The organism is Vibrio sp. PBL-C16 (genome assembly GCF_034321865.1).
Taxonomy (GTDB): Bacteria; Pseudomonadota; Gammaproteobacteria; order Enterobacterales; family Vibrionaceae; genus Vibrio; species Vibrio alginolyticus.
This window is the reverse complement of the sequence record NZ_JAXLNY010000002.1, coordinates 2157060-2183057: the sequence shown is the minus strand read 5'-3', so window position 1 is coordinate 2183057 and position 25998 is coordinate 2157060. Positions and strand designations below refer to the sequence as shown.

Sequence of the window (25998 nt, the reverse complement as noted above, 5' to 3'; positions counted from 1 at the left end):
GCTTTATTGGAATAATTTTTCAATTTCAGCAACTTGGCGTTTGCCTTGGCTGTTCAATGGAATTTCGTCGACCACTCGGAATTTTCTCGGGATAGCGATCGGTTCTAACCAATTGCGCAGTGCCTTGCGAAGCTCAAGCCAAAACTTACCTTTACCAAGTTCATTAAGCATATCACCGCCTTTATCGTTAAGTACGATGATCGAGACTAATGTGAGGCGACCCGATTCTTCCATTGGGATCACCACGCTTTCTTGAACCCACGGCAGTTGCTCTAAACGTTTTTCCACTTCGACAAGGGAAATACGCTTTTCTTCGACTTTGACGATTCGGTCAGTGCGTCCACGCAATTCAAAAGAAATACTATCATGGAAATAGCATTCATCCGCAGTTTGGTACCAAGTGTTTTCATCAATGTGTGGCGAGCGGAGCTTTAAACAATTTTCATGGTTAAGCTTTGCTTCAACACCTGGGAATAACGTCCAAGGAGTGCTGGCTACGTGCTGCTGACGGTAAGCGATGCCGCCGGTTTCTGTGCTGCCAAAGACTTCAATAGGAAGTGACCCAAACAACAGCTGGCTGTGTTGCGCGGCTTGGTTTGGCAAGGGACCACCAGAAGAAAATACGCACCGAATTGCAACCGGATTATGCTCTTCACTGAGTCGTTTTAGTAACGCAGGGCTGCTTACTAGCGTGGTGTCAGCGTCGGCGTGATGGACAATTTGCTCTGGGAACTCAAGGTTGTGTGCTGAAAATGGACGTGCAGAGCACAAAGGCCACAATACGCGGAACAGCAAGCCGTAAATGTGTTGATGAGAGACGGTGCTTTCAACGCGTGTGTTGGCAACCGTGTCGCCCCATAGGTTGTCTAGAATAGACACTTCGACATCGAGCTGTTTCAGCGTTTTTGCAATGGCTTTTGGTTTGCCGCTTGAACCAGAAGTGAATAGCGTCACTGGTATTTGTGCCAGATTCAATTCACGCCAAACATAAGGTTGTTTGGCCTCTGGCTCGTTAATCACGGTGGTTTCTAGCAATGATTGAGCTTTTACTAGGAGTGAACTCACCTGTTCTGGAACAGAGACATCGGCATCGTGCAGCAATAAATCGTAGTGCTCACTGAGTTCTTTGAGTGCTTCTGGTTGGTAATTACCAGGCAATACAATGGATTTTCCTGCGTGACAACAAGCAAAAAAGCCAACGGCAAACAGGTAGCTGTTGCTAAAACACAACGCAATGTTTTGCGTTGGTTGGGTTTCTAACTGCTGAGCAAGTGTTGCGACGTGCTGCTGGAAATCACCCCAAGTGATAACCGTATCGCGATCGTAAGAGACTGGGGATTGCTCAGACCGCTCTGCGACGAACAAGGTCGCTAGGGAGGTAAAGCTCGAATACGTTGTATTCATACGATTAGTGTTCCTTTCGAACAAATTGACGCACGATCCATTCTCCAGCGAACAAGCCACCAGCAAGTAAGTAGCTGATGAGGCCGTTATAAAGCGTCCATATTTTTACTGGTAGGAAACAGGTATAGAGCGCAACGGCAGCATTGAGCGTAAAAAAACCGCACCAAACCATCGTCACTTTGCGTGTGTAAGCCACGCCACTAGCCGGAAGGTCAGGCTCTTGCAAGCGAGCAAGCCTTTCAATGATTGATTGCGGCTGTTTTAAGCTCAGTCCAAAGACACACAGCATACATACATTGACAACCACAGGGTAAAAGTGAAGCCACCCGTGTTGTTTAAACACCATGCCAAGTGTAATTAGAACAATGCCAACAGCGCCCGTAGCGAGCGCCAAGAATTTAAACTCTTTTAGTGGGGTCTTATTGGCGACGAAAACACGCAAAAGTAACGCAGCAATTAACAAGCCCCCGACTAAGTTCAAGCCAAATTTATCTATACCGAAATAGACGGCGAAGGGGTAGGCAAACAGTACAATTGCAGACAGACCAGTCAGCAATTGGCGCATTAACTTTCCTTCAATAACTCAGTGACGGCGTTAACCACATCGTCAACGGTTCTTACAGCACTAAACTCTGCTGGCTTGATTTTTTTGCCAGTGACATTCTGTAGGTGTACGACCAAATCAACGGCGTCAATGCTATCTAGATCGAGATCTTGGTATAAGTGCGCATCTGACTGAATGTCGGCTGCGTCAATTTCGAACAGCTCAACAAGCGCATCTTTAACTTGTTCAAATACTTGATCTTTATTTACATCAGTCATGAATATACCTACAACTTATTCATTAGTTTGAGAAGAAACGTATTTCGCTAGGTTTGCTACAGAAGCAAAGTGTTCGCGCGTGTTTGAGTCGTCGGCATCAATAACGATGTTGTATTGTTTTTTTATTGCGAGTCCAAGCTCAAGCGCGTCGATAGAATCTAAGCCAAGTCCATCACCAAAAAGTGGTGCATCCGTTTCAATATCATCTACGGTTAAATCTTCAAGGTTTAAAGCATCAATAATAAGTTGCTTAATGTCGTTGTGTAACTGTTCCACTGGGACCTGCTTATTAATAAAAGTTTTCTGGAAAAATGTTTTCAGCTAGGTGCTGTTGTAAGCGTCGCGCCGCTATTGTCGGCGACGTAGTTTGCTTTATAAAGGGGGTAATCTCAACTTTATCCTTAACTTCAACCCTGAAAAAGGGCTTTGTTGCCGGTACTTGATACCATTTTTTCTCTTTTGTGAGGAAACTTGGCGTTACCGTAATATGGACAACTCTTAAATCTCGTTCTGTTCTTACCGCAATTTGTGCTGCACCGCGTTGTAATTTCGGCTCTACACCTGGTGTTGTTCTTGTTCCTTCAGGAAATATAAGCAACACGTTGCCTTTGTTAAATCGTTCATCACAAAGTGCTAATAAATCATCCGGTGCTTCATTGGGAATATATCCGGCTGCTTTTACGATGTGCTTCATAAAAGGATTCGACCATATTGCCGATTTTACTAAACAGTCGCAGCGATTTAATTGTGAAGCAATGAGAACGTAATCGATTAAACTAGGGTGGTTAGCAACAATTAAACAATTACGATCTTGTTGAAGAATATCGGCACCAATAATTTGATAATCGATTGCGCCACTCAACTTCATCAATTTACAAAATGTGTTGAATGAATATCGAATCGCACCTTGAACTTTATATTCGCGTTCCGTTTGGTCTGAAACAAAAATACGAATGGTCGGAATAACAATGAAGCTCAGTACTAAACCACCTAACCCAAATACTGAAAAACAAAAGCCTGTTGCTAGCACACGCCAATACTGATTTAAGTGACTCATTGCTTGTGCCATTCCCAAATTTGTTTCGGAGCGTGAATAGTCCACTGATTTTCATCTGACAAGTAGTGTTGCAAAAACGCTAAGCCTTGTGGCAACGGGTGGTTTGAGCATTTTGCACTGATGCCGCTTTGCACCGTGAAGCCATCTCCATGAGAAAGTATCAAGCCAAGTCCAAACCCTTTGTATTGTTGGTTTTCATATTCTAAATAAGAGTCAGGCATAGGCTCATCAAAATCAACAAGCAGTACTTTTTTGTCAGGATTGTCGGACAAAAACAGCCAAGCTTCTAATATTGCGCTTTGGAATGTGTTTTCTGCCGCAGCGATAGAAGTTAGGGGAATGGGTTGTTTAGTTGCGATAGTGGCAAGCCCTGCGGCGGTATTGTGCACCGATTGAGAAAAAGCCATCGGAGACGCCTCTTCTCCATTAATTATATCTTCAACTAGTGCGACGCTGCGATGCAGTTCACCATGACGGCTTGAAAATACAAGGTAATCAACTTGATGTTGATTAAGCATTTCGATTGCAGTTTGTACCGCCAGTTTACTGAGTGGGCTCATTCTTCTGCGCATCATCGCAGGAATATTTGCAACATTGATTTTGCCATCTTCTGGCCATTTTATCTCTGTTGCCCATTGTTTCCATTCATTGGATTCGGATAAACCGAATGAATTCGCTGTCCACGCATCAATATTGAACGAAATGTTGATCTTCGAGTTTGGCATATTGGGTTAAATTGTTTATTTTACAGCTCGATACAAATTGGGGTTGACCCAAATTCACAATAAAAAGGAAATTATCATGTCGCGTTTTAAGCTGTATGTCTCGTTATTATTAACTTTGCTTCTTGTTGGTTGTGGACGAGTACAACCTGTAATGAAGGTGGAGGATACTCCAGTTGCTTATGATCTTCAAAATAAACAAGTAAAAATGGCCATAGTGCAATCAGCAACTAACCGAGGCTGGACGATCGAAGAAGTAAGCCCTGGTGTTCTTATTGCAAAAATCCACGTTCGTAAACACTCTGCAGAAGTAAAAATCCCATACAATAATAAATATTACTCAATTATTTATCTCAACTCAGTAAATCTCAAAGCAAGTGATGGCAAAATCCACCGCAATTACAATCGTTGGGTAAACAACTTGAATGTTGATATTCAGCGAGCTATTGCATTGTTGGGCAATCAATCTCAACAATAAAACTATTAATTGCAGTTAGGTTTTTCCGTGTTAAATCAAAATAATGACCCTTTTAATGCTTTTGAAGCGAAGACAGAAGCTCAGAAGTTATCTTTTGCACCAATCGTGTTCCAGACCGCCAAAACGCTTCGAGATTTAGGTATTTTAGCCGCTTTAGACAGCGCTGGCGCTCAAGGCATGAGTGCCACAGATATTGCCGAGAAAACGGGAGTATCAGAATATGGTGTTAAAGTACTGTTGGATATGGCGATTAGTGCGCATATTGTTTTATGGGAACGACCTAACTATTCGCTTGCAAACCTTGGTTTTTACCTTCTTCATGATGGTATGACGAATGCAAACATGGATTTTACGGCAGATGTTTGTTACGCCGCGATGATGCATTTGACGGAAGCAATTCAAGAAGGTAAACCGTCAGGTTTGAAAGAGTTGGGCAATTGGGAGACCATTTATCAAGGTCTATCGACGTTACCAGAACAAGCCAAACAGAGCTGGTTTAAGTTCGATCATTTCTATTCGGATCGCTCGTTCCCACTTCTGCTTAAAGAAGTATTTGCAAGCAAGCCAAAGCATCTTGTGGATATTGGCGGAAATACGGGAAAATGGGCGATTCAGTGTTGTAAACATGACCCTGACGTTCAAGTGACGATTGTTGATTTACCACAGCAATTAGAAGTAGCGATGAAGAATGTTTCAGAAAACCAGTTCGTCGAGCGTGTACGTCCATACCCTGCAAACATGCTGGATAAAGCACAAACATTGCCTGGACACGCTGACGTATGGTGGATGAGCCAGTTCTTGGATTGCTTTTCCCCAATTGAGATCCTCAATATCTTTAAAAAAGTTAAAGCCCAGTTAACGAAGGGAGATACTATTTACGTATTGGAGCTGTTTTGGGATGCTCAAAAATACGCGGGAGCTTCCTATAGCCTTAATGCCACTTCTCTTTATTTTACCTGTTTAGCTAACGGTAATAGTCGCTTTTATCGCAGTGATGATTTCTTAGAAATTGTCGAAGCGGCAGGTTTATCTGTCGTTGAAAGAACCGACAATATTGGCCTTGGTCATACCTTATTAAAACTACAAGCAAACTAAATTCAGAATGAAAACAGAGCTCAAGCAAGTTGTTGTCGTAGGAGCGGGGCCATCAGGTTCAACCGTTTCTGCCTTATTAAAATCGCGTGGCATAGATGTTGTTGTCTTAGAAAAAGCGACTTTTCCACGTTTTTCCATAGGAGAAAGCCTACTCCCTGCATGTATGGAAGTTGTTGAACAAGCAGGAATGACCAATGCAGTAAAGCAGTTTGGCTTCCAGTATAAAGATGGTGCTGCATTTCGTCGTAATGGCGTATACACCCAGTTCGACTTTACAAACAAATACACGCCAGGACCGGGCACGACGTTTCAGGTTCAACGTGCCAGCTTTGATAAAGTATTGGCAGATAGCGCTGAAGAGCAAGGCGTAGAGATTCGCTATCAGCATGAACTGCTCAATCTAGTGTTTGAAGGGAAAAAGTCTCGATTAGAAGTGCTCGACTCAAATAAGAAGGCTTATCAAATCGAAGCAGATTTTGTGTTGGATGCAAGTGGCTTTGGGCGTGTTTTGCCACGCTTGTTGGAGCTAGAAGAACCTTCTTGTCTTCCGCCTAGAAAAGCGATCTTTACCCATATCGAAGATCATATCTCTCCCCAAGAGCCGGAATACGATCGCAACAAAATTTTAATTTCAGTTCATCCTGAAAATCACGACGTATGGTACTGGCTAATCCCATTCTCTAATGGTACTTGTTCGTTTGGTGTGGTGGGTGAGCCAGAATTTTTCGAACAATACCCAGAAGATAAGATTGCAGCGTTGCAGCAGTTAGCCAATGAAGAGCCGGGTTTGGCTTCTTTGTTGCGAAATGCGAATTACCCGAATCCAGCAGGCGAGTTGGGTGGCTATTCTGCTAACGTCAAACGTTTAGCGACAGAGCACTACGCGTTGCTTGGTAATGCAGGTGAGTTTCTTGATCCTGTATTTTCATCGGGTGTCACTATCGCCATGAAATCGGCCGAGTTTGCAGCGGACTGCGTGGTTCGTCAGCTGAATGGTGAAAAGGTTGATTGGCAAGAAGAGTACTCGCAACTCTTAATGGTGGGAGTGAACACATTCCGCACTTATGTGGAAGGCTGGTACAACGGCACGTTGCAAGATGTGATTTTCTATCAAAACCCGAACCCACGTATTAAACAGATGATTAGTGCGATTTTGGCTGGATATGCTTGGGATACGAATAATCCTTACGTAAAACAAAGTGAGCAGCGTTTGTCGACGCTTGCAGAACTGGTTCGGGAAGCTGAACTGTAAGAATATACATTCGCTTATCCGAGAATCAGTAAACCTAGGTCTTACCAAAAAATTGGTAAGACCTTTTTAATGCCTCTTTACTTTTACTTCTAGCGTGTTGGAGACACATTGACCACTTACATCGGTGTGTATCGAATTTGAGAATTTTTATGGTGACATTGATCACATCTAGAATTCCTGTTGCTGATATTTATATTAAATTTGTAGGAAATGGATTACATTCTGGGAGTGTTCCCTACATCCGGCTTCGTTGTGAAAACGGTTTATAAGCAACTGTATAAGTTAGTAAAGTTCCAAAAACTACACCAAAAAAAAGACAAGTTTCTTACCAAATCAATTCGCTTGGTGAGTTCGAGCCATCGACTACGCCAAACGCTTCCTCTACTTTCTAAAATTGTCGAAGAACATGACGCATCAACGGTCTCTTCGATTGCAGATCCCGAGAACGCGGTAGCGTGGGGAGGCAAAGTTTCTCCAGAGTTCAAATCTAAAGTCATCCGTATTAGTAAAGAGCTAAAGATCAATCCTAATCATCTTATGGCGTGCATGGCATTTGAAACTGCTGAAACTTTCAGTCCAAGCATCAAAAATGGTTCCGGAAGCGGGGCTACAGGGTTAATTCAATTTATGCCCTCTACCGCAGAATCATTAGGAGTGAACACAAAGACTCTTGCGAGAATGAGCGCGCTTGAACAACTTGACTATGTGAAAGCGTACTATTGGCCCTATCGAAATAAAATTAATAGCTTAGAAGATGCTTACATGGCCATTCTCTACCCTGCTGCGATTGGCAAACCGCCGTCTTTCGTTTTGTTCAGACAAGGCTCAATTGCCTATCGACAGAATGCAGGTATCGATCGCCACAACACGGGGAAAATCACGCTTAATGATGTTTCCTACAAAGTGAGGAAAAAATTAGAAAAAGGTTTGCAGCCCAATTTCCTGGGCTAAGATTGTGTCATGTTCCTAGTTTTTCGCGCATGAATCCTTCTGTTACTTCACGGGGATTCTGATACACTACGCGCCCATTTCCTCTGTTGAGACCTTTCTATGCCATTTTCTAAGCTTGGTTTAAGCGCATCGATTGCTGATGCAGTAAAAGCGCTAGGTTATGAAAAACCCACTTCTATCCAACAAAAAGCCATTCCAATCGTATTGCGTGGCCGCAATTTAATTGCAGCAGCGCAAACGGGCACAGGTAAAACGGCCAGTTTTGTTCTGCCAATCTTAGAAAAGCTTAGTCGAGGCGAAACGCAACGTAAAAAACGCGCTCGTGCGATTATCCTAACGCCAACACGCGAACTTGCGCTTCAGGTTCATCAAAGTATTGAAGCTTATGGTAAAAACTTACCATTACGCTCAATGGCGATGTTTGGTGGTGTGGATTATGCACCACAAAAACAAGCCTTGATCGAGGGTGTCGATATTGTGGTAAGCACGCCTGGGCGCTTGATTGATCTGTACGGTCAACGCGCGATTCACTTTGATGAAGTGGAAATGCTAGTGCTTGATGAAGCCGACAAAATGTTGGATATGGGATTCATCGATGCGATCGACAAAATCGTCGACTGTATGCCAGAACATGTGCAAAGTTTGCTGTTCTCAGCGACGTTATCTAACCCTGTTCGTGACTTGGCGAAAAATGCGATTATTGATCCTGAAGAGATCACGATTGCAAAGCACAGTGCCTCAAAATCAAATATTAAACAGTGGATCACGACCGTCGATAAAGACATGAAGTCGTCGCTGTTAAGTCACTTGCTTAAAGAAAATGACTGGTCGCAAGTACTGGTATTTATTGAAACTAAACACGGCGCAGCCAAACTGGTAAGCCAACTTGAGAAACGTGGCATTGTGGCAGAAGCATTCCACAGTGGCCGTAATCAGCGTGTTCGCCAGGAATTAATAGAAAAGTTTAAAGCGGGTGAAATCCAGTACTTAGTCGCAACCGGCGTTGCTGCGCGCGGTATTGATATTGATAATCTGCCAGTTGTCATCAACTACGATTTACCTTACCCAGCGGATGAGTATGTACATCGTATTGGTCGTACAGGTCGTGCTGGCGCGAAAGGTGAGGCGATATCACTGGTTTCAAAAGACGACTTTAAGAACCTCTGCATGATTGAAAGTCGTTTAGGGCACTTGCTAGAGCGAGTGGAAATTGAAGGTTTTGCGCCAAGAAAGCCAGTACCAATTTCAATTTTAAATTACGTGCCTAAGAATAAACGTAAACCGCACGATAAGCGCGAATCAAAATAGCCAGTTTATCCCATGATCTAAAAGCCGCATTCTTGCGGCTTTTTGCGTTTTAAGGCATCCAATTATGTAGCCATCGCGACGGTTTCTATTCGGTAATGAGGAAAAAAGTTAATCAGTGTCATACGCTTAACACGTAAAGTGAATCAAGGTGCGTTAAGCTTTTGTCAATTATCTGTCCGCAGGTTTGCACAAGGTAAGGAATGGGCGCAAACTTTTTTGCTTGCTAATGAATGCATAAGATGGGGCACAAATGAAAACAGGTGATAAGCAATTCGCCGTTATTGGTCTTGGCCGATTTGGTTTGGCAGTGTGTAAAGAGTTACAAGATTCAGGCGCTCAAGTTTTAGCCGTTGACATCAACGAAGACAGAGTTAAAGAAGCCGCCAGTTTTGTTAGTCAGGCGGTTGTGGCTAACTGTACTCACGAAGAGACGGTTGCTGAGCTCAAACTTGATGATTACGACATGGTGATGATTGCCATCGGAGCGGATGTCAATGCCAGTATTCTTGCGACATTGATTGCTAAAGAGGCGGGAGTAAAGTCAGTATGGGTTAAAGCCAACGACCGCTTCCAAGCTCGTGTTCTGCAAAAAATTGGCGCAGACCACATTATCATGCCTGAGCGTGACATGGGAATACGTGTCGCGCGTAAAATGCTCGATAAACGGGTTCTTGAGTTCCACCCATTAGGCAGTGGCTTAGCTATGACGGAGTTTGTGATTGGCTCTCGTTGGATGGGTAAGACACTAAGTGATTTGGCTCTGTGCAAAGTCGATGGCGTGCAAGTGCTAGGGTTTAAACGGGGCCCAGAAATTACCAAGGCACCTGACCTTAATACCACACTAGAAATTGGTGACCTAATTATTGTGGTCGGCCCTCAAGATGCGCTAGCAAATAAATTAAAATCGCTATGACGTATTTTCATCAGAAAGGTGTTTTTTACGCACCAGATGGTAAACAAGAGAAAGCGAAAGGCAACGAACCGCGAATTATATTGCTCAGTTTTCTCGGTGTTTTACTGCCTTCTGCGGTATTGCTAACCTTGCCAGTTTTTTCTGTCACGGGCCTGTCGATAACGGATGCTTTGTTTACCGCAACGTCCGCTATTAGTGTGACAGGGCTTGGTGTTGTCGATACTGGGCAACACTTTACGCTTGCGGGTAAAATCTTGCTGATGTTTTTAATGCAAATCGGTGGGTTGGGGCAGATGACGTTGTCGGCGGTCTTACTCTATATGTTCGGCGTGCGTTTGAGTTTGCGTCAACAAGCGCTGGCGAAAGAAGCATTAGGGCAAGATCGGCAAGTCAATCTAAACCGACTAGTAAAGCGGATTGTTGTTTTCGCGCTTGTTGCAGAAACGATCGGGTTTATTTTTCTCTCTATCCGCTGGGTCCCTGAAATGGGCTGGAAGACTGGTATGTTTTACGCCTTGTTTCATGCAATTTCTGCATTTAACAACGCTGGGTTCGCGCTGTTTTCTGACAGTATGATGAGCTTTGTGAATGATCCGTTGGTTATCTTTACACTGGCGGGGCTATTCATTTTTGGCGGGCTTGGCTTTACTGTTGTGGGTGACATCTGGATAAACTGGCGCAAAGGTTTCCACTTTTTGCATCTTCACACCAAAATCATGCTGATTGCGACACCGATATTGCTCTTAGTCGGAACGATGATGTTTTGGTTACTTGAGCGAAGCAACCCAAACACAATGGCGTCTTTACCTGCAACAGGGCAATGGTTGGCGGCATTCTTTCAATCTGCGAGTGCTCGAACGGCAGGGTTTAATAGTGTTGACTTGGCGTTGTTTACCCAGCCAGCCTTACTGGCCATGATTGTTCTAATGTTAATTGGAGCGGGTTCCACCTCAACGGGGGGCGGTATTAAAGTTTCCACATTTGCTGTTGCGTTTATGGCTACGTGGACCTTTTTACGCCAAAAGAAACATGTGGTTATGTTTAAGCGAACCATAAATTGGCAAACTGTGACTAAGTCATTGGCAATTATCGTTGTGAGCGGAGCCATCCTGACAAGCGCAATGTTTTTATTGATGCTTACCGAGAAGGCCAGCTTTGATAAGGTTATGTTTGAAACCATTTCCGCATTTGCCACAGTGGGGCTCACCGCCGGTTTGACTGCGGAACTTTCTGAACCTGGTAAATACATTATGATCGTGGTGATGATCATTGGTCGTATTGGGCCGCTCACGCTTGCCTACATGTTGGCACGTCCTGAACCTACCTTGGTCAAATACCCAGAAGACGCCGTTCTTACAGGTTAATATAGCGTTAAACAATGGCAGCGCGACCATTACGAGCATTGATTAATAGCAGTGCTCGTACATTTATAGAATATGTGGAATGTTGCCCAGTTTTACCTATAAATTCGTAGAAGTTCATTTATTCTTCCTTTCGTTTCGATACTATTCATTCACTCAATTTATATTCTCAGAAGCTACGCTCATAACAGCGTTTTGGAATCCGACGCTTTTGTAGTGTGACACCAAACTACGTCGTGTTATCTGAGCGAATTGATACCAGCCTTCGTCAATAGTCACTCAGTCTTACTCTATGCCCATAGGGTTACTTTGTGTTTGTTGTGCTTGGTATGAATGAACGAATCGAAAAGATGGAGTCGTACTTTGAAATTCAACACACTCGCCATGGCTATGCTAACTGCGCTTCTTGCAGGGAAGAGCATGGCAACTACTCCGCCATCACCGGTCTGGCATACTATTGCGTTGAGCGATGGTAGCTCCAGTGAGGCAATTCTACGTGGAACGGCAGATTTCCACTGGTTTGAAGATAAGCAGGGCAATGCCTTACTTCAGGAAGACGGCGTTTGGTTTTTCGCGCAGATTCAGCGCGAGTCAGACACGCCAATATTGACCTCGACAGGTGTGGTGAAAACGCAGTCGAGTGAGCCACCTGAGTCGGCGAGGTTTCGCCCGGATTTACAAGTTAAACCGCAATTATCTTCTCTAAAAACCATTGAGCCGATGGCACGAAAAAACCTACTGCGTTCGGCGCAAGGTTACCAGGCGATGAGCAGTTCAACGGTGAAGCAGCAGCCCCTATTGGTTGTGCAAGTTTCGTTTGATGACCAAGCAATGGTGCACGATTTTGAGCAACGCGTATTTAATACCAATGGTCAAAGCGTTGTGGATTACTTTGATAAAAACTCTCAAGGTAAATTCAAAGTTGTTCCTGCACTTGAGAGTTACGGCACCGCCAATGACGGTGTGATAGATGTGACTGTGGCACAAAGCCACCCTAACTGTCACTCTAGTTCTACTGATAAGACATGCACCGCCAAGTTGAATGCGGTTTTCACCGAGGCTTATCAAAAACTGGATCCATACTTTAATCTTTCGGCCTACGACAGCAATCAAAATGGTACCGTAGAACCGTCAGAACTCTCTGTCATGTTTATTTTTGCGGGGGGCGATCGTTCAACAGGGGTTCTCAACCGTCCTGCTATTTGGCCGCACAAATTCTCTCACGATGATGTCACACTAGATGGTAAAAAGATCACAGACTATTGTGTGTTCGCTGACTATCAAGTTGATCATCAAGCGACCTTGGGCGTGATCGTACACGAGCTTGGCCACTTAATGCTTGGCTTACCGGATTTGTACGCAAGGAACAGTGATGCCTCGATCGGCTCTTGGGGCGTGATGGGTGGCGGTTCATGGGCGCAGAAACCGGGAGATTCATACGCTGGTGACACTCCGGTGAACATGAGTGCATGGAGCAAACACGCTGCTGGTTTTGTTGTACCAACGGTAACTCATGAAAGTCCAGCGCCTATTTCTGTGAACAACGACGATGTCAAGCTGGTGTATCTCGACCCGTACTTGAAAGAGTTTGGTCCACGTGTTTACTTGGAAAATCGCACCTTTAGCGGTTACGACCGAGCATTGGCGGCTGAAGGTATCCTGGCGACGTCGGTCAATGTCCAGAACCGCTTTAATGATGTTGGCGCGATGCAGGTTCAAATCATGCAGGCTGATGGTCTGAATGAGTTAGAAAATGATGGTAGGAGTGACGCTGACGATTTGTACCCTAATGGTGGCGATGTCATTTCAGATACATCGACCCCGGGTCTGAGAGCGATCACAGGGTTTGATACTGGGGTTCGTATTTCCAACATTGCCAGCAACACCAACGGCGGTAGCTTTTCTCTTGAGCATACAAACGAACCAAATAAATCAGCATGGCTGAACTCTCTTCATCAAGGTTATGTGTACGCGAGTGGGAGTAACACTCTGGCGGTGTCACTGGACTTGAATAGTGATACAGAGCTTGATGGCCTTCAACTTTACGCGCAAAGAGATAGCGCTCAAAGTGACATGACTTATCGAGTTTGGCGATTCCCATTTTCTGGAAACATTGGCTATCGATTAATATTGAATCAAAACAACGCTGAGCTTTTACAGCAAGGTAACTTCCAAAAGTCATCTCGAATTTTATTCCCTCAATCAAGCCAATTGAGTGCGGGTCAGCATTTATTGGTCGTTGAATTGGAAGGCGGTCAATTTGATGCAAACTTTGACTTCGGCCGCTTGCTAAAAACTGAAAAAGCCTCCCTACCTGTAATGTGGACTGGTGATTACAGTGAGATTGGCACGTTTGGTCTAGAAAAAGCCGGGTTCTCTTATATTCCGTTTGCAGCATTATTAAATGTGGATGCGAGCAACTTGGTTGAAGCGAAATCTGATTCGTTACAAACCAATAAAAATACGCCAATCAAACTGAACCTGATGGACAATGATTTCATGGCGGTAGGGTATCAGTTCAATGTGGACATTGTGCAGAAGCCTGAGCACGGCACCATCTCTGGCAACCAGTACCAACCTGAAGCTAACTTCGTTGGTCTGGACACTTTCCAATATCGTTTGTTGTCGGTTGATGGTGCGTACTCATCTTCAATCGTGAATGTGCAGGTGGAAGTGCTTGGCAGCAACGAAGCGCCAGTGGCCGTGATTGATGTTGATAATAAAGACATGACGGTTGGGCAGCGAGTCACGTTGTCTGCGTTAAATAGTACGGATGCTGATGGTGACGTGTTGAGTTATAAATGGGAGCAGTTGGCTGGCACTTCAGTTTCTCTTGGCAATGCAACCAGTGTTAGCACAAGCTTTACGGTGCCTCAAGGTGCAAAAGCGGGTGAGGTTCTGACATTCCGTTTAACCGTGACTGATCCTAGTAATGAAACGTCCAGTGCTACCGTCGATTTAACCATGAAAAACGCAGCGCCACTTACGCTTGCAGATACGGCGACCGTTGCCGTTGGTGAAAGTATTCTGATTGATGCAGCGAGCAATGATTCGGATGTGAACGGCGATAAACTGGTTGTAGAAAGCGTACAGAACGTAACGGGTGTGGGAAGTGCGAGTGTAGAGAATGGCAAAATCCGTTTTCAAGCACCGGATAGCCCTACTGACGGCATCAAGCTGCAATATACGGTTTCAGACGGTCATGGTGCCACTGCTACGGGGGAAGTTATCGTGACGGTTGTTGCTTCTTTGAAGACAACGACATTCAAGAACTCTGAAGGTAGCGGCAGTGTTTCTTATTGGGCTTTGATGTTACTTGCAACATTAGGCTGGCGACGTCGCGTCTAAAACGGTATTGAATTGCGGTATAAGCCACTCACATTGAGTGGCTTATTTTTTATCTGATCTATTTTGGTTTCGTTCTCATTGTCTTATGAGATGTGTTTCTCATTATTTTTAAAGCGATTTTTCTACTCTGCGGTTACCCTAGGGGCCGATTTTTATGAACTAAGGATGTTATATGTCTACCGAGGGCTTTTCTGTTTCGGAAATATGCCGAGAAGCGGCAGTGATGGTCAGAAGGAATCTACTCGCAATTGTTATTGCTTGTATTCCGTTGATTATCGTGCACTCAATTTTTGCTTTTATGTATCCTGAAATGACGGGGCAAGATCAAGCGAACGTTCAAGAAGGCAATGTCGCAGGATTTTATTTCGTCACAATTATTTTGTACCCACTTGTTGCCGCTATGGCGGCTGTGCGTGTGCATCGAATTTATTTAGCCGGCGATTACATGCACTCTGCGTTGGATGTATTTCGTTTGTCAGCTCGAGAATTCCGTTTCATAGGCTGGTGGATACTGTTTGGACTGATGATGATGCTCGTTATTGGTATGCCGATCTTTGTGTTGTCGTTTATCTACATTGCAGAAAGTGGTGAAGCCGACTTTGTTGCTATGGCTATTATCACAACGATTGCAAGCATTCCTGGCTATTGGGTAATGGCGCGATGGTCATTTGTGTTGCCAGCGACTGCAATGGATCATCAGCCGCGCAGTTTGCGTCGTTCGTGGAACCAGAGCAGAGCATACAACAAACAAGTATTCATTTTGATGGGACTAATTCCATTGGGTGCGGGCTTGCTCAGTCAGCTGATCTTTAGCCACTTTACGAATCTCTTTATGTTGAGCTTCGTCGGTGTGGCCTATGGTATTTTTGGCGCGTACCAGCTGGCATTGTTATCGTTGAGCTATAAAACGGTAGTGGATATCGAACGCGCTCGTTTTGATACGCCATCACAGCCACCAAAAACGGGTGAAGAATTTTCCGCTTAACCCTTTGATCGTTTTTACATGCTACCTCCGTTTAGGAGACGGTCTGCGGCAGGTTGATACCTTCCTGCCGCCTTCGCGTTATTCACGCAAAATACCCATGCCCATTTCATGGCTGAATGACAGGGACATTCACACGTATACTCACAACAGTACTTCTTTTTATTAAGGAACCCTACATGTCCATTTGGCAACGGGTCAATTTCACCCATCGCTTTAGTCAATTACCGTCAGCGTTCTATACGTTGGTCGAGCCACAACCCTTGGACAACACTCGCTGGGTCGCTTGGAATGGTGAGTTTGCACAGCAGTTTGGTTTACCAGAAGAGCAAAACGATGAGTTATTGGCGGTTTTTTCTGGGCTAAGTGAATTCGAACAATTTCGTCCTCTTGCGATGAAATATGCAGGCCATCAGTTTGGCGTTTACAACCCAGATTTGGGCGATGGACGTGGATTACTGTTGGCAGAAATTGAGCATCAGAATGGTACTTGGTTTGATCTTCACCTCAAAGGTGCAGGGCTAACGCCTTACTCGCGAATGGGAGATGGGCGAGCGGTATTACGCTCAACTATCCGTGAGTACCTGTGCAGTGAAGCCATGGCGGGCCTTGGGGTTCCCACGACACGTGCTCTCGGTATGATGGTCAGTGATACACCTGTTTATCGAGAAAAAACGGAATCGGGCGCTTTGTTACTTCGAATGGCTGAAACCCATGTTCGATTCGGTCACTTTGAGCATTTCTTTTACACCAACCAGTTAGCAGAGCAGAAGCTGTTGGCGGATAAGGTGATTGAGTGGCACTTTGCTGATTGTGCATCGGTGGAGAAACCATATGCCGCGATGTTTGACGCCATCGTGACTAAAACAGCCGAGATGCTCGCATATTGGCAAGCTTTTGGTTTTGCGCATGGTGTGATGAATACCGATAACATGTCAATTCTTGGGCAAACTTTTGATTATGGTCCGTTTGGCTTTCTTGATGATTATGAGCCGGGATACATTTGTAATCATTCAGACTACCAGGGTCGTTACGCATTTGATCAACAGCCTAGAATTGCGCTTTGGAACCTGTCAGCACTGGCGCATGCGTTATCGCCACTCGTTGAACGAGAAGATTTAGAATCGTCGTTGAGTCAATTTGAAGTTCATTTAAGCCAGCAGTTCAGCCGCCTCATGCGTGAGAAGTTGGGCTTAAAAACTAAGATAGCGGAAGACGGGCGTTTGTTTGAAGCTATGTTTGAGCTTCTTCACCAGAATAAAACGGACTACACTCGCTTCTTCAGAACGCTTTCAAACCTTGATAATGCGCCTTCCCAAGCCGTAATCGATTTATTTCTCGACCGAGAAGCAGCGCGAGCTTGGCTTGATCTGTATTTAGCTCGGTGTGAACTAGAGGTTGATGAACTAGGGGGGCTGATTTCAACCGAACAGCGTTGCAAACAGATGCGTCAAGCCAATCCCAAATACATCTTGCGTAACTACTTGGCTCAGTTGGCGATTGATAAAGCGGAAGAAGGGGACTTTAGCGAATTACACCGATTGGCCGAACTATTAAAACGCCCATTTGATGAGCAACCCGAGTTTGATGATTATGCGAAATTGCCGCCGGAATGGGGGAAGAAAATGGAGATAAGCTGTTCTTCATAAATGGGTCATTTCCCACCCATTTGTATCTTTTTCTTGGGTGGAATTCACTCGTTACACTTCTGATTTATGTTAATGGGCTTTGTTAATTTATTGAAATACATATAAATTTTAACATGGTCCATTAATTGCTCTTTGTTGAACATCCGTACCCATCGCCTAACACCTAGTTACTCATGGACGGGATGGGATGTGATTCAACAAGGAGAATAATAATGTTTAAGCCTCTAACTCTACTATCTGTCTCTGCACTTGCTGTTACCAGTTTTAATGCTGCCGCAAATTGTGACCCGGGTGAAACGGTCATCAAGTTTAGCCATGTAACGAACGCGGACAAACACCCTAAAGGCATCGCGGCTTCGTTACTTGAAAAGCGCGTCAACGAAGAGATGAACGGTAAAGTCTGTATGCAGGTGTTTCCTAACTCAACACTTTATGATGATGACAAAGTGTTGGAAGCGCTACTGAATGGTGATGTTCAACTCGCTGCTCCTTCTCTTTCTAAGTTTGAGAAATTCACCAAGAAGTACCGCCTTTTCGATCTTCCTTTCTTGTTCGATGATGTCGACGCGGTTGACCGTTTCCAAAACTCGGAAGCGGGTGAAAAGCTGAAAAATTCAATGAAACGTCGTGGCCTACAAGGCATTGCGTTTTGGCATAACGGCATGAAGCAAATGTCAGCCAACAAGCCGCTCATTTCTCCAACTGATGCTGAAGGACTTAAGTTCCGTGTTCAAGCCTCTGATGTACTCGTTGCTCAGTTTGAGCAGCTAGGTGCTAACCCACAAAAAATGTCGTTCAAAGAAGTTTACGGCGGCTTGCAAACCAAGGTTATTGATGGTCAAGAAAATACTTGGTCAAACATTTATGGCAAAAAATTCTTCGAAGTTCAAGATGGCATTACGGAAACGAACCACGGAATTCTGGATTACTTAGTTGTGACGTCAAACGACTTCTGGAAAAACCTACCAGATGATCAGCGCGAGCAGTTAAATACCATTATTCAAGAGGTAACTGCGCAGCGTAATGCTGAGTCAACCAAAGTAAACCTTGCGAATAAGAACAATATCATCGAAGCAGGTGGTGTGGTTCGTACTCTAACGCCAGAACAGCGCCAAGAATGGGTCACTGCACTTCAACCAGTATGGAAGAAGTTCGAAAAAGACATTGGTTCTGACCTAATCGAAGCCGCTTTGGCGTCTAACCAAAAATAATAACACCTAGCACATTTAGCCCTCTCAAACTGAGGGGGCTCTTTCCCCCTACAGACGACGTGATGTAATTATGGAACAGACTTTTTTTGCCAAGGCTGGACGAATCACTGATGCCATTGAAGAGACTTTGATTGCTTTCTTCTTGGGTGCCATGACCTTGCTGACCTTTGCCAATGTCATCTTTCGTTATGTCTTTAACGACAATATTCTTTGGGCGCTTGAGCTCACCGTTTTCATGTTCGCATGGATGGTGTTGGTTGGCGCATCTTATGGTGTAAAAAAACACTTTCATATTGGTGTCGATGTCATTATTAACATCGTTCCGGAAGGTAAACGAAAAGCCCTGGCGCTTTTTGCAGCAATGTGTTGCTTAGCCTTCTCTATTTTGCTGTTAATTGGCGCTTGGAACTACTGGTATCCGTTCGCTACTGACCGAGCGTGGTATGAAACGGACGATATTCCGATGCCTGAAATACTCCAGTTCATGGCCGGCTGGTTAAATGAGGGAGAGCGTTATGAAAAGCTGCCACGTTTTATTCCTTACTTCGCTTTGCCACTTGGAATGGCGCTACTAACGTTTAGATTTGTTCAAGTCACGTGGCAAATCGCTACTGGTAAGCTCGATCGCTTGATTGCAGGACATGAAGCGGAGGAAGAGCTCGAATCTCTTAAAGCTGAGATGAGTGACGCTGAAGACGTAATGGCTCCAAAGGCCTCGCAAGACGCTAAAAACAAGGAGCAATAAGCCATGGATATCTTATTTCTATTTTTGATGGTAATTGGCTTTATGCTGGTTGGCGTGCCAATTGCTATTTCGCTGGGTCTTTCCAGTGTTCTTTTCCTTTTAATGCATTCGGATGCCTCTTTAGCGTCAGTTGCTCAAACGCTGTTTAATGCATTCGCGGGCCACTACACGCTATTGGCTATTCCATTCTTTATATTGGCTTCAAGCTTTATGTCGACGGGTGGCGTAGCAAAGCGGATAATTCGTTTCGCCATTGCCATTGTAGGCTGGTTCCGCGGCGGTTTGGCGATGGCTTCGGTTGTAGCGTGTATGATGTTTGCCGCGTTGTCAGGTTCCTCACCTGCAACGGTTGTTGCCATAGGTAGTATTGTTATCGCAGGTATGATCAAAAACGGTTACTCAAAAGAGTTTGCCTCTGGGGTAATTTGTAACGCAGGTACGCTAGGGATTTTGATCCCACCTTCGATTGTGATGGTGGTGTATGCAGCCGCAACGGATGTGTCAGTTGGACGTATGTTCCTTGGTGGTGTGATTCCCGGTTTGCTGGCGGGTGTCATGTTGATGATCGCGATTTACATTGCCGCGAGAATCAAGAACCTTCCAAAGCAACCTTTTGTCGGTTGGAAAGAAACTTTTGATTCCGCCAAGGATGCAAGCTGGGGCTTGTTGTTGGTCGTCATCATTCTTGGTGGTATCTATGGCGGTATCTTTACGCCGACAGAAGCCGCTGCGGTTGCTGCTGTGTACTCATTCTTTATTGCTAACTTTGTATACAAAGACATGGGGCCATTTGCAGACAAGAAAAACACTAAACCTGCGCTCGTTAAAATCTTCCAAACCTTTGTTCATAAAGACACGAAACACACCCTGTATGAAGCGGGAAAACTCACCATCATGCTGCTGTTCATCATTGCTAATGCCTTAATTTTGAAGCATGTTTTAACGGAAGAACGCATCCCGCAAATGATCACCGAGTCGATGCTCTCGGCTGGTCTCGGACCAATCACTTTTTTGATTGTGGTGAACGTCTTGTTGCTGATTGGTGGTCAGTTCATGGAGCCATCAGGCTTGTTGATCATTGTTGCGCCGCTCGTGTTCCCAATTGCGATTGCATTAGGTATAGACCCAATTCATTTGGGCATAATGATGGTGGTGAATATGGAGATAGGAATGATAACGCCGCCCGTGGGTCTTAACTTATTTGTGACCGCTGGTGTTGCCAAAATGTCGATGATGAACGTAGTGAAGGCAGCATTACCCTGGGTTGGAGTGATGTTCTTGTTCCTAATTATCGTCACATACGTACCATGGGTTTCGACTTGGTTGCCTACTACCTTGATGGGGCCGGAGATCATTACCAAGTAATGGAAGCCAGAAAGTAGAAAGAGGTGTGAGAATTCACACCTCTTCGTCTATTGACTTGTAACAAGTTTTGCGCGGGTCTGAATTAATTCGACGTTCATAGTGTCGCCACCTCTTTTTATTTTTACGACGCTCTTCACCGAATCTTCTCTCTTCTTGATAGCAACCGTCTACGAGCACGGTATCTGTAACAATCGGTATTCTCACTTTTTCGTTCATATCTATAACAACCATGATAAACCCGTTGTTAAAAATTATGATTCAAGTTGAATATAATGCCAGCTATTTGAACGTGTTTTATTTGTAAAGGTCTTTATTTATTTGGTAGCGCTGCATCTTGTCGTAAAGAGTTTTTCTTGGCACATTCAATTGGCACATTGTCTGTTTAATACTACCGTTGTTTTCTAATAAAGCGCCTTCAATGGCTGCTCTCTCAAACTCCGCCACTTGCTCTGCAAGGCTTGAGGAAGACTTAGCAACTGGGTTCGATTCTCCCAACTGAATTAACTTACCCAATAGCACAAAACGCTCTGCAGCATTTCTGAGTTCTCGAACATTGCCAGGCCAGTCATGGCTCATCAGTTGCGCTAGATCTTGGGGTGACAAGCTAGGTGAGCTTTTGCCATAACGTGAAGCTGCTACCAACAGAAAGTGGTGAAAGAGGGCGGGAATGTCTTCTTTTCGTTCGCGTAGTGGCGGGAGATCCAGGGTCACGACATTGAGCCGATAGTAGAGGTCCTGACGGAAAGTACCTTCTTCAGCTGCGTGTTTTAAATCGACCTTTGTTGCGGCAATCACTCGAATATCTAAAGGCAATAATTCATTTGAACCGACACGCTCAATCACGCGCTCTTGTAATACCCTCAATAAACGAATTTGGGCTTGGATAGGCATCGACTCGATCTCATCCAAGAAAAGTGTGCCGCCTTGTGCAAACTCAAATTTACCGATACGACGGCTTTCGGCGCCAGTGAATGCGCCTTTTTCATGGCCGTAGAGTTCACTCTCAATTAAGTTCTCTGGAACCGCTCCACAATTTACGGCGACAAAGTTTTGGTTCCGGCGAGAGCTTTGCTCATGTAAAGAACGAGCGATTAACTCTTTCCCTGTACCGGTTTCACCAAACAATAAAATATCGGCGTCGGTATCGGCGATTTGGGTGATGGTCTCTCGTAATATTTGGATGCTAGAGGTTTCACCAATAACTCGTGGACCAAGGGTTTTACTGGCTTTAAGTGACAGGCGCAGTTTTTCATTTTCATTGGTTAGTTTGCGCTTCTCAATCGCCCGCTTAACCGTTTCAACCAAATGTTCTGGCGCAAAAGGTTTCTCAATAAAGTCGTAAGCGCCTTGATGAAGGGCTTGCACAGCCATGGAAATATCACCGTGTCCAGTGATCATGATGACGGGTAAGTTTGCATCGCGTTGAGTCAAAGTTGTCAGCATATCCATACCAGAAATGCCCGGCAAACAGATATCAGTGACCACGACGCCAGCTTCTTCTCCTTGCTGCATCGCTATTAAAGCCGATTCTGCATCCACAAAAAACTTGGCGTCGATATCCGCCAGTTCAAAGGTCTGTTCTATAGCGATTCTGAGATCGGCCTCATCATCAATAAAAAACACCTGACACATGATCTTATCCTTTTGATGGTTCAGTGTTGTAAGAAGTGATAGGTAAACACAATGAGAATCGAGCGCCGCCTTGTTCTCGATTATGGGCACATAATTTTCCATTCATACTGGCTAAGATTTGTTGCGAGATAGAGAGACCCAAACCTAAACCGTTCAGTTTAGTGGTTAGAAACGGTTCACATAAATCAGAAAGTGAGAAAGAGCCAAGCCCTGGGCCATTATCATCAACATGAATCCAAACCAAATCAGTGTGCTCATCGTGTTCTACAGATAATTCTACCTGTTTGTCTTGTTGCTCTTTGAGTGCTTCTATCGCATTAGTCAGTAAATTGACCAACACTTGCTCCAGTTGAATAATATTGATCTGCACTTCAACATCATGCTCTGGCAAATTTGTTTCTAACGTGACGCGCCCTGATTTAAATGCGGGCTTCATCAGTTCTTTTACAGAGGCAATAACAGGGAACAGTCGAGATTGAGCCAACTCGTCACCACTGGTTTTTTTGGCGAAAGAGCGAAGTTGCTGACTGATATTTGCCATACGGTCAGTGAGAGCAGAAATGCGAGTGAGATTATCTTCCACTCGCTCATATTTTTCTTTTTTTAGAAACAGCTTGCCGTTCTCCGCAAAGCTACGAATTGCCGCAAGTGGATTATTCAGTTCATGGCTGATACTGGCCGACATTTGTCCTAACACCGCGAGTTTCGCTGCTTGCACCAATTCGTCTTGAGTAACGCGTAAAGTTTGTTCGGTATCGATACGCTGTGCGATCTCCGCTTGCAACTCGGCAGTCCGTGCCATGACTTGATATTCCAACTTTTGATTTGCTTCTTGTTGAATTCGTTCAAGTTGCAAGTGACGCTGTTGACGGTGATAGATAAGCTGACCAATTAAAAACAAAACCATGAATGCTAGAGTGAGTACAAAGATGTAACCCATGGTGAACCAAACGATCGACTGTTTAGGAGACAGCACACGAATAGTCAGTTTGAGTTCGGGTAGGGGCAGCGAAGAGACTACCAAGGTTCCTTTATTGTATGGGTAACCCTGTTTAAGCTCAGAATGCACCTCGTCCAAACTACCCACTAATCCAAGCGTTTCAATTGGCGCATCAAGATATTGTTGGCTTGCCCAAACTTGCTTTTTCTCTTTTTTTGTCAGTGGTTGTAAGCTTTTGAGCAGCCATTCACTTCGGCTACTCATGAAAACAATTTCGTATGGGTCGCTGGCGACAAAAACACTGTTTGGTTGCTGCCAGTTGTCCTCTATCTTACTTAGGTCCATCTTCACCACGACGACACCAAGTACACCGCCAGCGTATACGATGGGATAAGAATAGTAGTAGCCACGTTTACCAGATGTTGAGCCCAGTGCGTAGTATTGGCTTCTTTTGCCTACAATGGCTTGTTTGAAATAAGGGCGAAATGCAAAATTTCGCCCGATAAAGGAGCGCTCTTTACGCCAGTTGCTGGCCGCGATCGTTGTACCCCATTGATCGATTAAGTACGTATCCGCTGCTTCAATCACGCCATTAACGGATTCTAAATACCGATTAGTGATTTCCAGTTGCGCACTGTTGTTGGGGTGCAGAAGCGCTTGATAAAGAGGATCATCTTTAGCGAGAAGATTTGGAATATGGGCGTACTTATCGAGTTTATTTTTTATATGGCCAGAAAACTGCTCCAACTGTGATTGGTGTTTATCAAGTAGAGATTGATAACTGGTCTGCCAAACCCAATGGCCACCGATAATTGCGGACAGGAAATAGAAAGCAAAAAATGTCAGCAGAATTCGTTTTTTTTGCGACATCCTTACACTCCTTACAACTTCCTTTGGTCACGTAAGAAAATGTTAATAGTTTGTAGGAAGGATTAGGGATTTAGTTTTCAACTCTGTGGAGTAAAACAAGAGCAAGATCTCTTTTTAGGCTTTTCGATAAAAAAACCGGTCGATTCTCTTGAAAAAGTCGCTATTGTCCCCATTCTAGATATGCTGGCGATGCTTAGACGGTGTCTGAATCGCATTTTTGAAGAAAAAATGGGTCAGCATTCGAGAATTTAGCGCAGACAATGTCCACATAGTGGCTATTGGCTCGACAGGGTTGCGACAGATCGCTAGAATGTCGCGTCTAAAAATTCTGTCCTGAGGCTAATAGGAGATACCTTTGGTTATTTTATCGAAGATATCACTGATTAGTCCGGTACTGACAACCAGTATCGATACTCGATTTTAAATTAGGTGTTCGGACAGAACACTACACAAGGATGAAGCGTAAGCTCCTCTGAGTTTCGCTCATACGCTCGGAAAACCGAGCCACTTTAGAGGTTTATATATAATGCAAGTTACTGTTGAAACGCTAGAGGGCCTAGAGCGCCGTCTAAACATTACTGTTCCAGCTGCAAACATCGAAGACGCTGTAACAGCTGAACTACGCAACATCGCTAAAAACCGTCGTTTCGATGGTTTCCGTAAGGGTAAAGTGCCTCTAAAAATGGTTGCTAAGATGTACGGCAAAGCAGTACGTCAAGACGTTCTTGGTGAAGTAATGCAACGCCACTTCATCGAAGCTATCGTTAAAGAGAAAATCAACCCAGCTGGCGCTCCAACTTTCGCTCCTGTAGAGAACAAAGAAGGTTCAGACCTAGTTTTCACTGCAACTTTTGAAGTTTACCCAGAAGTTGAGCTTAAAGGCCTAGAGAGCATCACTGTTGAAAAACCACTAACAGAAGTTAAAGATGCAGACGTAGAAGAGATGATCGATACTCTACGTAAGCAACAAGCAACTTGGGTTGAAGTTGAAGAAGCAGCAGAAGATGGCAAACGCGTAAGCATCGACTTCGTTGGTTCTATCGACGGTGAAGAGTTCGAAGGCGGTAAAGCTGAGAACTTCCCTCTAGAAATGGGTGCTGGTCGCATGATCCCTGGTTTCGAAGACGGTATCGCAGGTAAAACTGCTGGTATGGAATTCGACATCGACGTGACTTTCCCAGAAGATTACCACGCTGAAAACCTAAAAGGTAAAGCAGCTAAGTTCGCAATCAAAGTGAACAAAGTTGAAGCTCGTGAACTTCCAGAACTAAACGACGAGTTCGTTGCTAAGTTCGGTGTTGTTGAAGGTGGTGTTGAAGCACTTAAAGCTGAAGTTCGTAAGAACATGGAACGCGAACTTAAGCAAGCTGTTAAGAACCGCATCAAAGAGCAAGCGATTGACGGTCTAGTTGAGCAAAACGACATCAACGTACCATCAGCGCTTATCGAGCAAGAAATCCAAGTTCTACGTCAACAAGCTGCACAACGCTTCGGTGGTAACCCAGAAGCTGCTGCTCAGCTTCCACGTGAACTGTTCGAAGAACAAGCTAAACGTCGCGTAGTTGTTGGTCTTCTACTAGGTGAAGTAATCAAATCTGAAGAGCTAAAAGCGGACGACGAGAAAGTTAAAGCTCTAATCGAAGAAATGGCTACTGCATACGAAGATCCATCAGAAGTTATTGCTTACTACGAGCAAAACGAAGAAATGATGAACAACATGCGCAACGTAGCTCTAGAAGAGCAAGCAATCGACGCGATCATCGCTAAAGCACAGGTTTCTGAGAAAGAAGTAGGCTTCAACGAGCTACTTAACCAACAACAACCTGCTGCTTAATAAGCAATATCTTGCGTAGAAGGTTGACTTAACGTTAACTATTCTGCTAACAATGGTCC

The 25998-nt window shown here is 44.5% G+C and carries 23 protein-coding genes and 1 pseudogene; 15 read left to right on the top strand and 9 right to left on the bottom strand.

Annotated elements, in window-relative coordinates:
* Nucleotides 1-3: 3 nt before the first annotated feature.
* Genes UQW94_RS18190 through UQW94_RS18165 form a run of 6 tightly spaced genes read right to left on the bottom strand, consistent with a single transcriptional unit; the run spans nucleotide 4 to nucleotide 4008 of the window.
* A complete protein-coding gene (locus tag UQW94_RS18190) occupies nucleotides 4-1404 on the bottom strand; it encodes an AMP-binding protein (protein ID WP_322142467.1) in 1401 nt (466 codons plus the stop codon).
* Nucleotides 1405-1408: 4 nt separating this feature from the next.
* Nucleotides 1409-1969, bottom strand: a complete 561-nt coding sequence (locus UQW94_RS18185; protein WP_139059979.1) for a hypothetical protein — start codon at nucleotides 1967-1969, stop codon at nucleotides 1409-1411.
* Entirely contained in the window at nucleotides 1969-2226 is a 258-nt protein-coding gene (locus UQW94_RS18180; protein WP_005382279.1) for an acyl carrier protein, read from the bottom strand. The genes UQW94_RS18185 and UQW94_RS18180 overlap by 1 nt, the downstream gene beginning before the upstream one ends.
* 15 nt (nucleotides 2227-2241) lie before the next feature.
* The gene (locus UQW94_RS18175; protein ID WP_005382278.1) at nucleotides 2242-2502 is read right to left on the bottom strand and encodes a phosphopantetheine-binding protein; all 261 of its coding nucleotides are present in this window, start codon (nucleotides 2500-2502) and stop codon (nucleotides 2242-2244) included.
* Nucleotides 2503-2515: 13 nt separating this feature from the next.
* On the bottom strand, nucleotides 2516-3283 hold the full coding sequence (locus tag UQW94_RS18170) for a lysophospholipid acyltransferase family protein (RefSeq protein ID WP_085569950.1): 768 nt from the start codon (nucleotides 3281-3283) through the stop codon (nucleotides 2516-2518).
* A complete protein-coding gene (locus UQW94_RS18165; RefSeq protein WP_085569949.1) occupies nucleotides 3280-4008 on the bottom strand; it encodes a beta-ketoacyl synthase chain length factor in 729 nt (242 codons plus the stop codon). The genes UQW94_RS18170 and UQW94_RS18165 overlap by 4 nt, the downstream gene beginning before the upstream one ends.
* A 76-nt stretch (nucleotides 4009-4084) precedes the next feature.
* On the opposite strand from UQW94_RS18165, the gene UQW94_RS18160 reads away from it, so the two are divergent.
* The 13 genes from UQW94_RS18160 (at nucleotide 4085) to UQW94_RS18100 (ending at nucleotide 20663) form a co-directional block, all read left to right on the top strand.
* On the top strand, nucleotides 4085-4483 hold the full coding sequence (locus UQW94_RS18160; protein ID WP_213870643.1) for a hypothetical protein: 399 nt from the start codon (nucleotides 4085-4087) through the stop codon (nucleotides 4481-4483).
* A 27-nt stretch (nucleotides 4484-4510) separates the two neighbouring features.
* Nucleotides 4511-5578, top strand: coding sequence for a class I SAM-dependent methyltransferase (locus UQW94_RS18155; RefSeq protein WP_322142466.1), 1068 nt, complete (start codon nucleotides 4511-4513; stop codon nucleotides 5576-5578).
* Between the two features lie 7 nt (nucleotides 5579-5585).
* Nucleotides 5586-6830 (top strand): NAD(P)/FAD-dependent oxidoreductase, encoded by a 1245-nt coding sequence (locus UQW94_RS18150; protein WP_262592564.1) that lies wholly within the window; start codon nucleotides 5586-5588, stop codon nucleotides 6828-6830.
* 210 nt (nucleotides 6831-7040) lie between these two features.
* The gene (locus tag UQW94_RS18145; RefSeq protein WP_258483694.1) at nucleotides 7041-7781 is read left to right on the top strand and encodes a transglycosylase SLT domain-containing protein; all 741 of its coding nucleotides are present in this window, start codon (nucleotides 7041-7043) and stop codon (nucleotides 7779-7781) included.
* 99 nt (nucleotides 7782-7880) lie between these two features.
* On the top strand, nucleotides 7881-9089 hold the full coding sequence (locus tag UQW94_RS18140; RefSeq protein WP_005382264.1) for a DEAD/DEAH box helicase: 1209 nt from the start codon (nucleotides 7881-7883) through the stop codon (nucleotides 9087-9089).
* Between the two features lie 250 nt (nucleotides 9090-9339).
* A complete protein-coding gene (locus tag UQW94_RS18135; RefSeq protein WP_005388291.1) occupies nucleotides 9340-10002 on the top strand; it encodes a potassium channel family protein in 663 nt (220 codons plus the stop codon).
* Nucleotides 9999-11366, top strand: coding sequence for a TrkH family potassium uptake protein (locus tag UQW94_RS18130; protein ID WP_193837668.1), 1368 nt, complete (start codon nucleotides 9999-10001; stop codon nucleotides 11364-11366). The genes UQW94_RS18135 and UQW94_RS18130 overlap by 4 nt, the downstream gene beginning before the upstream one ends.
* A 360-nt stretch (nucleotides 11367-11726) precedes the next feature.
* Nucleotides 11727-14711, top strand: coding sequence for a M6 family metalloprotease domain-containing protein (locus tag UQW94_RS18125; protein WP_322142465.1), 2985 nt, complete (start codon nucleotides 11727-11729; stop codon nucleotides 14709-14711).
* 172 nt (nucleotides 14712-14883) lie between these two features.
* On the top strand, nucleotides 14884-15696 hold the full coding sequence (locus tag UQW94_RS18120; protein ID WP_213891944.1) for a sugar transporter: 813 nt from the start codon (nucleotides 14884-14886) through the stop codon (nucleotides 15694-15696).
* Between the two features lie 176 nt (nucleotides 15697-15872).
* Entirely contained in the window at nucleotides 15873-17342 is a 1470-nt protein-coding gene (locus UQW94_RS18115; protein ID WP_322142464.1) for a protein adenylyltransferase SelO, read from the top strand.
* A 212-nt stretch (nucleotides 17343-17554) separates the two neighbouring features.
* Entirely contained in the window at nucleotides 17555-18553 is a 999-nt protein-coding gene (locus UQW94_RS18110) for a TRAP transporter substrate-binding protein (protein ID WP_017634784.1), read from the top strand.
* A 70-nt stretch (nucleotides 18554-18623) separates the two neighbouring features.
* Nucleotides 18624-19298: a TRAP transporter small permease gene (locus UQW94_RS18105; protein WP_322142463.1), complete on the top strand. Its 675-nt coding sequence runs from the start codon at nucleotides 18624-18626 to the stop codon at nucleotides 19296-19298.
* A 3-nt stretch (nucleotides 19299-19301) separates the two neighbouring features.
* Nucleotides 19302-20663 (top strand): TRAP transporter large permease, encoded by a 1362-nt coding sequence (locus tag UQW94_RS18100; protein WP_322142462.1) that lies wholly within the window; start codon nucleotides 19302-19304, stop codon nucleotides 20661-20663.
* Between the two features lie 33 nt (nucleotides 20664-20696).
* Here the strand turns inward: UQW94_RS18100 and UQW94_RS18095 are convergent, their stop codons facing one another.
* From UQW94_RS18095 to UQW94_RS18085, 3 genes are all read right to left on the bottom strand, one after another.
* Nucleotides 20697-20879 carry a hypothetical protein gene (locus tag UQW94_RS18095; protein WP_021034161.1) on the bottom strand — a complete coding sequence of 61 codons (183 nt, stop codon included), beginning with the start codon at nucleotides 20877-20879 and terminating at the stop codon, nucleotides 20697-20699.
* Nucleotides 20880-20957: 78 nt separating this feature from the next.
* Nucleotides 20958-22295 carry a sigma-54-dependent transcriptional regulator gene (locus UQW94_RS18090; RefSeq protein WP_005382254.1) on the bottom strand — a complete coding sequence of 446 codons (1338 nt, stop codon included), beginning with the start codon at nucleotides 22293-22295 and terminating at the stop codon, nucleotides 20958-20960.
* Nucleotides 22296-22299: 4 nt separating this feature from the next.
* Nucleotides 22300-24105, bottom strand: a complete 1806-nt coding sequence (locus tag UQW94_RS18085; protein ID WP_033906887.1) for an ATP-binding protein — start codon at nucleotides 24103-24105, stop codon at nucleotides 22300-22302.
* Nucleotides 24106-24144: 39 nt separating this feature from the next.
* Between UQW94_RS18085 and UQW94_RS18080 the strand changes: the two are divergent.
* Together UQW94_RS18080 and tig are read left to right on the top strand one after the other, a co-directional pair.
* Nucleotides 24145-24357 (top strand): annotated as a pseudogene (locus UQW94_RS18080) (hypothetical protein).
* Between the two features lie 274 nt (nucleotides 24358-24631).
* Nucleotides 24632-25939 carry a trigger factor gene (tig, locus tag UQW94_RS18075; RefSeq protein WP_005382251.1) on the top strand — a complete coding sequence of 436 codons (1308 nt, stop codon included), beginning with the start codon at nucleotides 24632-24634 and terminating at the stop codon, nucleotides 25937-25939.
* Nucleotides 25940-25998: the final 59 nt, after the last annotated feature.